Origin of the sequence: Pseudomonas simiae (genome assembly GCF_000934565.1) — a bacterium.
Lineage (GTDB): Bacteria > Pseudomonadota > Gammaproteobacteria > Pseudomonadales > Pseudomonadaceae > Aquipseudomonas > Aquipseudomonas simiae.
This window is the reverse complement of record NZ_CP010896.1, coordinates 678256-690835: the sequence shown is the minus strand read 5'-3', so window position 1 is coordinate 690835 and position 12580 is coordinate 678256. Positions and strand designations below refer to the sequence as shown.

Below are 12580 nucleotides of genomic sequence, written 5' to 3'. Positions count from 1 at the left end.
GTGCTGGTCACATTGACCGACGGAGGGTGGTTTGGTTCTGATGTCATCCTGGATCAAGCCAAATCCCACAGCCAAGGGCAGCCAGTTACAATGCCGCTCCCCCAAGGAGCCTGCATGCCCACCCTACTCACCGACTGGCGCCACCGCCCCACCCACCGACGCGTCTGGGCCCTGGCCGCGCCGATGATCCTGTCGAACATCTCGGTGCCGCTGGTGGCCCTGGTCGACAGCATGGTGATCGGCCATCTGCCCCACGCGCACCAGTTGGGCGCCGTCGCGGTCGGCGCCAGCCTGTATACCTTTCTCGCCTGGGCCATGGGTTTCCTGCGCATGGGCTCCACCGGCTTCGCCGCCCAGGCTGCCGGACGCAATGATGGGGCGGCGCTGCGGCAGATCCTGCTGCAAGGCCTGCTGCTCGCACTGGGCCTGGCAATGCTATTGGGCACTGTCGGCATTCCGCTGAGCCATCTGGCCCTGGAATGGATGCAGCCCTCTCCCGAACTCAATCAACTGACCCAAGATTTTTTCCACACCCGCCTGTTCGGCCTGCCCGCCGCGCTGGCCAGCTATGCGCTGGTCGGCTGGTTCCTTGGTACGCAAAACGCCCGCGCGCCTTTGGCGATCCTGCTCACCACCAACCTGGTCAACATCGCCCTGAACCTGTGGTTCGTACTCGGGCTGGATTGGGGGGTGGTCGGTTCGGCGCGTGCGTCCGTCGTGGCGGAATGGACCGGCGCTTTGCTCGGCCTGGCGATGACGCAAAAAGCCCTGCGCGCCTACCCCGGCCATATCGCCTGGGCTGCGCTGAAATGGTGGGCAAGCTGGCGGCCACTGCTGGCGGTCAACCGCGATATCTTCATCCGCAGCCTTGCACTGCAATCGGTGTTTTTCATGATCACGGTGCAAGGCGCCCGCCTGGGCGACGCCACCGTGGCCGCCAACGCGCTGCTGCTCAACGGCCTATTGCTGACTGCCCATGCCCTGGATGGACTGGCCCACGCGGTCGAAGCCCTGTGCGGCCACGCCATCGGCGCCCATGACCGCCAAGCACTGCGCCGCTCGCTGGTGGTGGCCGGCGGTTGGTCGCTGATCGCCAGCGTCGGCTTTGCCCTGCTGTTTACCGTCGCCGGCCACCTGTTTATTGCCATGCAGACCGACATTCCCAGCGTGCGAGAAACCGCCGATATCTACCTGCCTTACCTCGCGGTATTGCCGTTGATTGCGGTGTGGAGTTACTTGCTGGATGGTTTGTTTATCGGCGCGACGCGCGCGCGGGAAATGCGCAATGGCATGCTGTTGACGGTGGTTTTGGTGCTGCCCATTGCCTGGGCGTTGCAAGGATTGGGCAACCACGGGCTGTGGATAACCTTCCTGGTGTTTATGACGGTGCGCAGTCTCACCCTTTGGGCGATTGCCTGGCGCCTAAATCGGCAGGGGCTATGGCTAGGTAGTAGCTGAAAGAATAAGATCCCGGCGTGGGAGCTGGCTTGCCTGCGATGGCGGTGGGTCAGACAACATTCCAGCACTGACACACCGCCATCGCGGCGGTTCGACAAGCCCGGCTCCCCATTAGAGCCGGGTCACGTCACTTATGACGACAGGTACGAAGAGCGCGTCAGCCCCAGACGCAACGCATCCAGGAACTGGGTACGCTCACTGGCACTGATCTTCGCGCTCGCACATTTATCACGGTAATGCGTCATCAACTCCTCCGGCGACAAGTGCACATAACGCAGCATGTCTTCGATCGTGTCGTGGGTCTCGATACCGGCGCTGTACACCGAACCGTCTTCACGCTGGTAGATGTTCACCGAGTCGGTGTCACCGAACAGGTTGTGCATATCACCCAGGATTTCCTGGTAAGCACCGACCAGGAAGATACCCAGCAAGTAGTCCTCGCCTTCGTTCAAGCCGTGAACCGGCAGGCTGGTCTCGATGGACTGCTCGTCGACGTATTGCTTGATCTTGCCGTCGGAGTCACACGTCAGGTCTTGCAGTACGGCACGGCGCAGCGGCTCTTCGTCGAGACGGTGCAGCGGCAGGATCGGCAGGACCTGGCCGATGGCCCAGGTGTCCGGCAGGCTCTGGAACACCGAGAAGTTGCAGATGTACTTGTCGGCCAGCTTGTCGTTGAGCTCGTCCAGCACCTGGCGGTGCGAGCGCTGGCGGGCCTTCAGCGAGTTATGCAGGCGGCGGCACACGGCGAAGTAGCATTGTTCGGCCAGGGCTTTCTCGGCCAGGGTCAGCTTGCCGTCGGCGTACTGGGTGGCCACGTCGCTCATGTAGTGGGTGGCGCGCCAGTAGGTTTCGGTGACCATCTCGATGTCGGTCGGGCCGAGCAGGTCCACCAGCCACTGCACGGTTTCCGGCAGGGCTTCCTTGTTCTCGATCACCGGCACGTCGTCGTTGTGCTTCTCGACGTCGGTCACCTGCACCACCAGCATGGCGTGGTGGGCGGTCAGCGAACGGCCACTTTCGGAGAAGATGTTCGGGTGCGGCAGGCTCTGCGCGTCGCAGAATTCCTTGAGCATGCCCACGACCACGCCGGCGTAGTCGTCCATGTCGTAGTTGATCGAGCTGGCGTTACGCGAGTGGGTGCCGTCGTAGTCCACGCCCAAGCCACCGCCGACGTCGATGTGGTCCACCGGCAGGCCGAGGTTGCGCAATTCGCCGTAGTAACGGATGGCTTCCTTGAAACCGTGCTGGTAGTCGGCCAGGTTGGCGATCTGCGAGCCCATATGGAAGTGCAGCAGGCGAATGCCCTGGTCCAGGCCGGCGGCGCGGAAGCGCTCGACGACGGACAACAGCTGCGCCGCCGACAGACCGAACTTGGACTTCTCGCCACCGGTGTCCGCCCATTTGCTCGACGCCAGGGACGACAAGCGCACGCGCAGGCCGACCTGTGGCTTGACCTTGAGGCTGGCAGCCTCTTCGATCACCAGTTCAACTTCGGATTCTTTCTCGATCACGATGAACACGTTGTGGCCGAGTTTCTGGCCCATCAGCGCGAGGCGGATGAACTCACGGTCCTTGTAGCCGTTGCAGACGATGGTGCCGCCCTTCGGCGCCAGGGCCAGCACGGCCAGCAGCTCGGGCTTGGAGCCGGCTTCCAGGCCGATGGACACGTTTTGGGTGGCGATGATGTTTTCGATCACCGCTTCCTGCTGGTTCACCTTGATCGGGTACAGCGCGGTGTACTTGCTCTGGTATTCCAGGCGCTCGATGTTCGAATCGAAAGCGCCGGTCAGCTGGCGTACACGGTCTTGCAGGATGTCGGGGAAGCGCACCAGCAGCGGCAACGACAGGCCGCTCTTGCGCAGCTCGTCGACTTGCTCGTACAGGTCGACAGGCGTGCTGTTCGGGCCGTTCGGACGGACTTCAACGCGACCGGCATCATTGATCGCGAAATACCCGGCCCCCCAATGGCGAATCCCGTAAACACTGCGGCTGTCCGCAACTGTCCATTGGCTGCCATCGTCTTTGCGTGTGCGTCGTACGGACATCGAAGTCCCCTATAAATGAAGTCGAAGGCACCGCCCCTATCAGAGGCTGGCGCAGTCTAAAGAATGAAAATGACGATTTGCCTGCGTGCAAGGTAGGACCCCACGCGCAGGACAGAGTTTAGACACAGGTCGGAAGAGGCTTTCAGCCGCCGGACTTCTTGGCCTTGTACCCGAGCTTGATCAGCTCGGCCAACAGCAACTCGACGTGATCGCCCTGAATCTCAATGACGCCGTCTTTCAACGCGCCACCCGTGCCACAGCGTCTTTTCAGCGTCGTGGCCAGTTCCTTCAGGGCCTCTTCGGCCAACGGCACGCCGGTGATGGTGGTCACCGTCTTGCCGCCACGGCCCTTGCTCTCGCGTCGCACGCGGGCAATACCGTCGCCTTCAGGGATCAGGGTCTGTTTGCAGGTACACGAATCCACGGGCTGACGACAGTCCGGGCAGTGTCGACCTGCGTCGGTGGAAAATACCAGGCCACCAAGGGCGGCGAAGGATGCGGCTTTTTTGGCCACCGGCAATCCTCTTGGGAGGATGAAGACTGATCGGCACCCGCAAAGGGGAGTACCGACCGCGAAGCCCCACTCAGGCAGGGGCAGCGCTACCGAACCGCCAAGGTGGTTCGGGTGAAAAGTCGCGCAGTGTAACCACAAAAAGCCGACTTGCTAAGAGCCAAATGGCGCCAATTTATGCAACTTTAGCGACGCAAGGCCAGATAACGGCGCAACCCTTCCTGGGCATCCGGGCAGTAAGGCTTTTGCGCAGCCTCCTGCAGGACTGTTTCAAGGGGTAAAAAGCGCGCTTCCATGACTTCTTCAGGCTGCAAACGCAGCGGCCCGTCCCAGACGGCGGAGTAGGATTTACACCAGAGCCGGCTGTCGCCATCTTCGAAGTAGAAGTGGTCATGTTCGACCAATTCCACTCCGCTGACACCCAACTCCTCTTCCAGCTCGCGAGCCGCCGACAAGGCATACGACTCACCCGCCGCCACCATCCCGCCCGCCGCCGTGTCCCAGAAACCCGGGTACAAGGCTTTGCTCAGGGTGCGCCGATGCACACACAGCTCACCGTTGGAGTTGAACAGGAATATGAAGGTGCAACGGCCAATCAGGCCACGCTGGCGAAGGTCGGACCTGACGAGGTGACCGAGCAGGTTGTCCTGCTCGTCGACCCAACAGATCAATTCAGCATCGGAAGCCGCGCGGTGCGCGGCCTCCTTTTGGGTAGCGTCCATCATCAACCCTGGTTGAGGAGCTGACGCAAGTCGATCACTGCAGCGTTTGCCCGGGAAATGTAGTTGGCCATCACCAACGAATGGTTCGCCAGTACGCCGAAGCCACTGCCATTAAGGATCATGGGGCTCCAAACCGGCTCCTGCGAGGCTTCCAGCTCACGAATGATCTGGCGCACGCTGACCGTGGCATTCTTCTTGGCCAGTACGTCGGCAAAGTCGACTTCGATGGCACGCAACAAGTGCGACAAGGCCCAAGCCTGGCCACGGGCCTCGTAAAACACGTTGTCGATCTGCATCCATGGGGTTTCCACCACTTCCTCATCGACCTGCGGCACTTCACCCGGCGCCAGGGCTTCGGTTTTCAATGCCGTGTTCAGCTTCACCCGGCCCACGCTGGCCGACAAGCGTTGCGACAACGAACCCAAGCGCGTCGCGACGTCGCCCAGCCAGTTGTTCAGGTTGTCGGCACGCGCATAAAACAGCGCACCTCGCTGGTTAGGGTCGGACAGACGTGCTTCGTAGCGACTCAGGGAATTGATGCCTTCCTGGTATTCCGACTCACTGGACGGGAGCACCCAGCTCTTGTTGTCGAAGTTGAAACGTGGCTCGGCCTTGGCCAGATCCGCGTCTTCGGCCGACTGCGATTGAGAGCGGGCAAAGTCTTTACGCAAGGCGCGGGTCAGGTCACGCACCTGCACCAGCACGCCGTATTCCCAGCTCGGCATGTTGTCCATCCACAGACCTGGCGGGAAGCGATCGTTGGAAATGTAGCCACCGGGCTTGTTCAGCAAGGTGCCGACTACGGTCTTGAGGGTTTCGACCGTGGTATAGCCCACCACCATCTGCTTGCCTTCCTTCTCGGCGGCAAGCTGCGCATTCTGCTGCACCGGAAACAGCGCCGGCTCTTCGCTCCAGTACCAGCCCAGGGCGCCGGTGACCAACAAGTACAGGCCGAGCACACTGAGCACGGCACGGCTCATCAGCACGGTACGAAAATAGCCGCGGTTGGTCGACTTGGGCTCAGGCGCGGGGCCTTTGGCGCTGCCTGCACGGTTTTTCCAGTCCAGCATGGCGATATCCTTTCAATCACTTGAGTTCATGCACTTGAATTGATGGCGTGCGTTCAAACACTCCGACCACAACCCTACCCCATCGTGCCCGCCCATGCGGGGCTTTTCGCCAAACTGGCGCACTGAGGCTGTTCGACTATAAAGGATGCACGCGTTTTACGCTGCGCGACCACCCAGTCAGCAATTGAATGCGACGGGCACGCAGTTTATTGACGTATGACACTCATCCCATTGAAAAGAGGTGCTAGCATAGAGCCATCAGTCGACCTCAGCATGCGCCCTAACTAGTAGTCAGGATATGACCGAGCCAGAAGACCCCAGCCGTGAGCGCCTCAAGCAGCATTTTGCCCAGCGGGTAATTCATCAGGCACGTCAAATTCTTGAGATCTGGCAGCGCCTGCAACGCAGCGAATGGTCCAGTGCAGACCTCGCCGAACTCAGCGAGGCCAACTTGCGCCTGCTGCGCTTTGCCGAGCGCTTCGAACAGCCGGAACACAGCCAGTTGGCGCGACACATCGGCGACTCCCTCAAGGCTGTGGACGAGAACCGTGGCCGCCTGAGCAGCCACCTGATCACCGAACTCAATCGCTTGATGCAGCGCCTGTCCCGCACCGGCCTGCGCCAGGGCGACCAGCTCGAACAAACCTTTCTGCCGCCAATGCGCAAGCCGATCTACGTGATGCTGGCCGATCACGACCGCGCCGAGCGCCTGGCCAAGCAGCTGGAATTCTTTGGCATGAGCGCCCAATCCCTGGACAGCGTGGCGGCGTTCCGCGCATCGATGGCCGAGCGCTTGCCTTCGGCCATCGTGATGGATGTGGATTTCTGCGGCACCGGCCTGGGCCTCAAACTCGCCGCCGAAGCCCAGGAAGGCCTGGAGCACAAGCTGCCGCTGCTGTTTTTCAGCCTGCACGAAACCGATACTCCCACCCGCCTCGCCGCCGTGCGTGCCGGTGGCCAGGAATTTCTTACCGGCACGCTGGAAGCCTCAAGCCTGCTGGAAAAGATCGAAGTGCTGACCTGCGTCGCCCAGTACGAACCGTACAAAGTGCTGATCATCGACGACTCACGGGCCCAGGCGCTGCACACAGAGCGTCTGCTCAACAGTGCCGGCATCGTCACTCGCTCCCTGATCGAGCCGATTCAGGCCATGGCCGAACTGGCGGATTTCCAGCCCGACCTGATCATCCTCGACATGTACATGCCCGCGTGCACCGGCACCGAGCTGGCCAAGGTCATCCGCCATAACGACCGTTATGTGAGCGTGCCGATCATCTACCTGTCGGCCGAGGACGACCTGGACAAACAGCTGGACGCCATGAGCGAAGGCGGTGACGACTTCCTCACCAAGCCAATCAAGCCGCGTCACCTGATCACCACCGTGCGCAACCGTGCGGCACGCGCGCGCCACCTCAAGGCACGGATGGTGCGCGACAGCCTCACCGGCCTTTACAACCACACCCACATCCTGCAATTGCTCGAAGACTGCAGCTTCCGCGCACGCCGCGAGAACAAGCCGCTGAGCTTTGCCATGCTGGATATCGACCACTTCAAGCGGGTCAATGACAGTCATGGCCACCCCATGGGTGACCGTGTGATCAAGAGCCTGGCGCTGTTTCTCAAGCAGCGCTTGCGCAAGACTGACTATATCGGGCGCTACGGCGGCGAAGAATTCGCCATCGTGATGCCCGACACCGATCTGGAATCGGCGTGCCAAGTGCTGGATGAAATCCGCGGGCGCTTTGCCGAAATCCACTATCCCGCCCAACCCCAGGATTTGTGGTGCACCTTCAGCGCTGGGCTGGTGGAGCTGTGCGACGGCTCCGACAGCCTGATGATGGCGGCCCAGGCCGATGAGGCGCTGTACCGCGCCAAGGATGCCGGACGTAACCGCGTGCAGGCCGCGCGCACATCAAAGCAAAGTGCCATCTTTTCACCAGAATCCACCGATTCCGTCATAACCTTGTAATGAAAACGCAATAACTTCAGGCACTTATCTTTTGTCGTCGGTTGAAACCACGCATGCGCCTGAAGCTGCTGACCAATCTCAATACCCTTCTGTTGGTGGCCGTGTGCCTGGCGCTGGGGGCGACGCTGTGGTGGTCGCAGCGCGCGCTGGAGCGGCCTTATCTGCTGATGGAGCGCTACCTGGGTCTGTCGCAGACCTTTCAGAACCAGGCTGCGCGCAATATCGACGACTACCTGGCCAGTGGCGACGCCCTACGCTTGAGCAGTGCCAGACAGAGCCTCGAAAGCTTGTTGCAGCAGCTGGATGAGCTGCCGGCGGACCTCGCCCAAAACCTGCGCCCCAGCCTGGTGGACCTGGATGCGTTCAGCAAGACCGCCTTGCTGGCAGCCGGCAAACTGGCAGGCGACCCGCAAGCCTTGCTGCTGCAGGCCGAGCGCGAATTGGGCGCGAACCTGGAGCAGTTGAGCCAGTACGCCATCAGCGTGAACTCTCCCGAGGCCGCCCGCTATCTACCGCCTTTGCTGGCAGCGTCCCAGCACCTGGGCAAACTGTCTCTGGCCCGCGACAAACTGGTCACCAGCGGGCGCGCGGAACTGGCCGACGATGTGGAACGCGAAGTCAGCAACATTCGCAGCCAGGCTGACCTGCTGGAACAACTGCCGTTGCTGGGCGTGAAAGCCAGCGCCGAATCCAGCGCCGACGACTTTTCCGCGCTGATGGGCCTGGAAAACACCGGAAAAACCGAAGCCCAGGACACCGGCGTCGACCTCAAGCGTGAGCTCAACAGCCTGCTGACCCGTTACCCGGCCGAACTCAAGCGCACCCGCGAACAGATCCAGCAGCGCACCGACCTGGCCGCCCAGACCCACCAGAAAATCGACACCGTGCAACACGCCATCGCCGGACTGGAACCTGTGGTGCGCGCGCAGCATGGCAAGATCCAGGGCGAAGTGCGCCTGATGCAAGGCGTGATGATCGGCCTGATCCTGCTGATCGCACTGCTGATCGACACCCTGCAACGCCGCTTGGCACGTGTACTGACCAACCTGGCACCGGCCCTGTCGACCTGGGCAGAGGGCGATTTCAGCCAGCCGATCGCCCTGGGCAAGACCAATCGCGAACTGCACGATATTGAAGCCTCCCTGAACCGTCTGCGGGCTTACTTGGTGGACTTGGTCGGCACCATTCGTGGCAATGCCGAGGAAGTTGTCGGCAGCAGCCGTGCGCTGGCCGAACTGAGCAGCGGCCTGCACGACGGCGCCGAACGCCAGGCCGGGGATACCGCGCAGATTCGTGATTCGCTGGGTGAACTGGAAGCGACCATCCAGCAAGTCGCGGGCGATGCCAGCCAGGCAGCAGGCGCCAGTCGCAGCGCCGGTCAGGCGGTGGAACAGGGCCAACGCGTGATCGGCCTGAGCCTGACCGGGCTGCATGCCCTGGTGGGCGAAGTGCAGCAGAATGCGCAGATGATCGAAAAACTCGCCGAAGAATCCGCCACCATCGGCGGCGTGCTGACGGTGATCCGTTCGATTGCCGATCAGACCAACCTGCTCGCCCTCAACGCCGCCATCGAGGCGGCCCGTGCCGGTGAAGCAGGACGTGGTTTCGCCGTGGTGGCCGACGAAGTCCGCTCCCTGGCCCAACGCACCGCTGGCGCTACCGCAGAGATCCAGAGCCTGATCGCCGGCCTGCAAAGTGCCGCCCATCAATCGGTCCAAGGCATGCGCGCCCAGGTCGAACACGCCGAAGCCACTGCCCAGCAAGCCCAGGCAGCAGACGGCGCGCTGGATGAGATCGTCGGCGCGATACAGACCATTTCCGAGACTGCCGTGCGCATCGCTGATGTGACGGCGCAACAGAGTGGGGCTGTGAGTGAGATTCGCGATAACAGTGAGCGGATTCATCAGATGGGTGAGGACAACCTGCTGCGGATTGGCCAAGGGCGTAGCCAGGGCGAGCATCTGTTGGTGCTCGGTGGGCAGCTCAACACTGCGGTGCAGGCCTTCCGCGTGTGACCCGACTTCCCGCCTCATCAATCACAAGCCATGCGCAGATCAGAACTGTGGGCGCTGGCCTGCCTGCGATCGCGGTGGGCCAGTTAACACATCCGGTACTGACACACCGCCATCGCAGGCAGGCCAGCTCCCACATTGAATCTCCATCAGCTTCGAAGACGTGCCACCAATGACCAGATCCTACGACTTGGTCACATACTTTGCGCTATCCTCGCTAATCGTGCCGCCTACTGCATAGAACTGGACAGTCACAAAGGCTTTGCGGCATAGTCGCCGGGTTCTGCCGTACCCACATCAATAACAAGGAACAGCCGATGGCGACCTTACTGGTTCTTCACGGACCCAACCTGAACCTGCTCGGCACCCGTGAACCGGGCGTCTACGGGGCAGTCACCCTGGACCAGATCAACCTCGACCTGGAACGCAGGGCGCGTGAAGCCGGCCACCATCTGCTCTACCTGCAAAGCAATGCCGAGTACGAATTGATTGATCGCATCCATGCCGCGCGTGGCGAAGGCGTGGACTTTATCCTGATCAATCCCGCCGCTTTTACACACACAAGCGTTGCATTACGTGACGCATTGCTGGCGGTGAGCATCCCATTCATCGAAGTGCATTTGTCGAACGTGCACAAACGCGAAGCTTTCCGCCATCACTCCTACTTCTCCAACGTTGCGGTAGGTGTGATCTGCGGCCTTGGCGCCAGCGGTTACCGACTGGCCCTGGAGGCCGCCCTGGAACAACTTGAACAACCGGCCAAGCGCCCCTGACCGACCCTTGGGAGTTGATGATTCATGGATATCCGTAAAGTTAAGAAACTGATCGAACTGCTGGAAGAATCCGGTATCGACGAGCTGGAAATCAAGGAAGGCGAAGAGTCCGTACGGATCAGCCGTCACAGCAAGACCCCGGCCCAACAGTTCTACGCGCCACAGATGCAAGCACCGGCTCCAGCCGCTGCTGCGCCGGCCGCCGCACCTGCTGCTGCCGCGGCACCTGCCGCCCCGGCTGCTCCTGCGCTGAACGGCTTCGTGGTCAAGTCGCCAATGGTCGGTACGTTCTACCGCACCCCGGCACCGACCTCGCCAGCCTTCGTTGAAGTCGGCGCAACCGTGAAAGTGGGCGACACCATCTGCATCGTTGAAGCGATGAAAATGATGAACCACATCACCGCTGAAAAAGCCGGCGTCATCGAATCCATCCTGGTAGAAAACGGTCAGCCGGTTGAGTACGACCAGCCGCTGTTCACCATCGTTTGAACCGCGGAGCGCCTTCGATGTTGAAACCTGCGAAGAAACTGCAAAAAGTCCTGATCGCCAACCGCGGCGAGATCGCGCTGCGTATCCTGCGCGCCTGTAAGGAAGAGGGCATCAAGACCGTCGCTGTTTACTCGACGGCCGATACCGAATTGATGCACGTGAAACTGGCGGACGAAAGCATCTGCATCGGCCCGCCACTGGCCACGAACTCGTACCTGAAAGTCTCGAACATCATCGCGGCCGCGGAAGTGACCGGCGCCGATGGCATCCACCCTGGCTATGGCTTCCTCGCGGAAAACGCCGATTTCGCCGAACAGGTGGAAAAATCCGGGTTTGCCTTCATCGGCCCGAAAGCCGAAACCATTCGCCTGATGGGCGACAAGGTTTCGGCCAAGGACGCCATGATCGCGGCTGGCGTGCCAACCGTGCCAGGCTCCGACGGCCCGCTGCCTGAAGACGAGGAAACCGCTTTGCGCATTGGTCGCGAAGTCGGTTACCCGGTGATCATCAAGGCCGCCGGTGGCGGTGGTGGTCGCGGCATGCGCGTGGTGCACAAGGAAGAAGACCTGATCGAAGCCGCCAAGCAGACCCGCTCCGAAGCGGGCGCCTGGTTCGGCAACCCGATGGTCTACCTGGAGAAGTACCTGACCAACCCACGTCACGTGGAAGTCCAGGTACTGTCCGACGGCCAGGGCCACGCCATCCACCTGGGCGACCGCGATTGCTCGCTGCAACGTCGTCACCAGAAGGTCCTGGAAGAAGCGCCAGCACCGGGCCTGGACGAAAAAGCGCGCCAGGAAGTACTGGCTCGTTGCGTCAAGGCGTGCATCGACATCAACTACCGTGGCGCGGGTACTTTCGAGTTCCTGTACGAGAACGGTCGTTTCTACTTCATCGAGATGAACACGCGCGTGCAGGTAGAGCACCCGGTGTCGGAGATGGTCACCGGTATCGACATCGTCAAGGAGATGCTCAGCATCGCCGCCGGCAACCCGCTGTCCTTCACCCAGGACGATGTGAAGATGCACGGCCACTCCCTGGAGTGCCGCATCAACGCTGAAGACCCGAAAACCTTTATCCCGAGTCCAGGCCTGGTCAAGCACTTCCATGCTCCGGGCGGCAACGGCGTTCGCGTCGATTCGCACCTGTACAGCGGCTACAAGGTTCCGTCCAACTACGACTCGCTGATCGGCAAGCTGATCACCTGGGGCGCGACCCGCGACGAGGCCATGGCCCGTATGCGCAACGCCCTGGACGAAATCGTGGTCGACGGCATCAAGACCAACATCCCGCTGCATCGGGATCTGGTTCGCGATGAAGGCTTCTGCGAAGGTGGTGTGAACATTCACTACCTGGAACACAAACTGGCCAACCAGTAAGTGCTCCGCTCAACAAAGCCGCCTTCGGGCGGCTTTGTTGTTTCTGGATCACCTGGATTTTGTGGTCACACACTCTAAATGTGGGAGCGGGCTTGCTCGCGAATGCGGTGGGTCAGTGATGAGTTTGTCGACTCACACGCCGCATTCGCGAG

10 protein-coding genes are annotated in these 12580 nt (G+C 61.3%); 6 read left to right on the top strand and 4 right to left on the bottom strand.

Going from position 1 to position 12580, the window contains the following annotated elements:
- The first annotated feature begins 114 nt into the window (after positions 1-114).
- On the top strand, positions 115-1458 hold the full coding sequence (locus PF1751_RS02990; RefSeq protein ID WP_010213479.1) for an MATE family efflux transporter: 1344 nt from the start codon (positions 115-117) through the stop codon (positions 1456-1458).
- 131 nt (positions 1459-1589) lie between these two features.
- Here PF1751_RS02990 and speA read toward each other — a convergent pair whose 3' ends face one another.
- The 4 genes from speA to PF1751_RS02970 form a co-directional block, all read right to left on the bottom strand.
- Complete coding sequence (gene speA, locus PF1751_RS02985) at positions 1590-3503, bottom strand: arginine decarboxylase (protein WP_010213480.1); 1914 nt, start codon at positions 3501-3503, stop codon at positions 1590-1592.
- Positions 3504-3645: 142 nt separating this feature from the next.
- A complete protein-coding gene (locus tag PF1751_RS02980; RefSeq protein WP_044286577.1) occupies positions 3646-4017 on the bottom strand; it encodes a translation initiation factor Sui1 in 372 nt (123 codons plus the stop codon).
- A 182-nt stretch (positions 4018-4199) separates the two neighbouring features.
- Positions 4200-4736, bottom strand: coding sequence for an NUDIX hydrolase (locus tag PF1751_RS02975; protein ID WP_010213483.1), 537 nt, complete (start codon positions 4734-4736; stop codon positions 4200-4202).
- Positions 4737-4738: 2 nt separating this feature from the next.
- A complete protein-coding gene (locus PF1751_RS02970) occupies positions 4739-5806 on the bottom strand; it encodes a DUF2333 family protein (protein WP_010213485.1) in 1068 nt (355 codons plus the stop codon).
- Between the two features lie 298 nt (positions 5807-6104).
- Here PF1751_RS02970 and PF1751_RS02965 point away from each other — a divergent pair, with 298 nt between their 5' ends.
- From PF1751_RS02965 to accC, 5 genes are all read left to right on the top strand, one after another.
- Positions 6105-7775 carry a response regulator gene (locus PF1751_RS02965; protein WP_010213486.1) on the top strand — a complete coding sequence of 557 codons (1671 nt, stop codon included), beginning with the start codon at positions 6105-6107 and terminating at the stop codon, positions 7773-7775.
- A 53-nt stretch (positions 7776-7828) separates the two neighbouring features.
- Positions 7829-9790 (top strand): methyl-accepting chemotaxis protein, encoded by a 1962-nt coding sequence (locus PF1751_RS30000; protein ID WP_044286576.1) that lies wholly within the window; start codon positions 7829-7831, stop codon positions 9788-9790.
- A gap of 314 nt (positions 9791-10104) precedes the next feature.
- The gene (gene aroQ / locus PF1751_RS02955) at positions 10105-10560 is read left to right on the top strand and encodes a type II 3-dehydroquinate dehydratase (protein WP_044286575.1); all 456 of its coding nucleotides are present in this window, start codon (positions 10105-10107) and stop codon (positions 10558-10560) included.
- Positions 10561-10584: 24 nt separating this feature from the next.
- On the top strand, positions 10585-11049 hold the full coding sequence (accB, locus tag PF1751_RS02950; RefSeq protein WP_010213489.1) for an acetyl-CoA carboxylase biotin carboxyl carrier protein: 465 nt from the start codon (positions 10585-10587) through the stop codon (positions 11047-11049).
- A 17-nt stretch (positions 11050-11066) separates the two neighbouring features.
- Positions 11067-12428, top strand: a complete 1362-nt coding sequence (gene accC / locus PF1751_RS02945) for an acetyl-CoA carboxylase biotin carboxylase subunit (RefSeq protein ID WP_010213490.1) — start codon at positions 11067-11069, stop codon at positions 12426-12428.
- Positions 12429-12580: the final 152 nt, after the last annotated feature.

Excerpts from the sequence above, each read along its gene's own strand:
- PF1751_RS02990 (WP_010213479.1), top strand. The coding sequence starts at position 115 with ATGCCCACCCTACTCACCGACTGGCGCCACCGCCCCACCCACCGACGC.
- PF1751_RS02975 (WP_010213483.1), bottom strand. The coding sequence starts at position 4,736 with ATGGACGCTACCCAAAAGGAGGCCGCGCACCGCGCGGCTTCCGATGCT.
- PF1751_RS02970 (WP_010213485.1), bottom strand. The coding sequence starts at position 5,806 with ATGCTGGACTGGAAAAACCGTGCAGGCAGCGCCAAAGGCCCCGCGCCT.
- accC (WP_010213490.1), top strand. The coding sequence starts at position 11,067 with ATGTTGAAACCTGCGAAGAAACTGCAAAAAGTCCTGATCGCCAACCGC.
- PF1751_RS30000 (WP_044286576.1), top strand. The coding sequence starts at position 7,829 with ATGCGCCTGAAGCTGCTGACCAATCTCAATACCCTTCTGTTGGTGGCC.
- accB (WP_010213489.1), top strand. The coding sequence starts at position 10,585 with ATGGATATCCGTAAAGTTAAGAAACTGATCGAACTGCTGGAAGAATCC.
- PF1751_RS02965 (WP_010213486.1), top strand. The coding sequence starts at position 6,105 with ATGACCGAGCCAGAAGACCCCAGCCGTGAGCGCCTCAAGCAGCATTTT.
- speA (WP_010213480.1), bottom strand. The coding sequence starts at position 3,503 with ATGTCCGTACGACGCACACGCAAAGACGATGGCAGCCAATGGACAGTT.
- aroQ (WP_044286575.1), top strand. The coding sequence starts at position 10,105 with ATGGCGACCTTACTGGTTCTTCACGGACCCAACCTGAACCTGCTCGGC.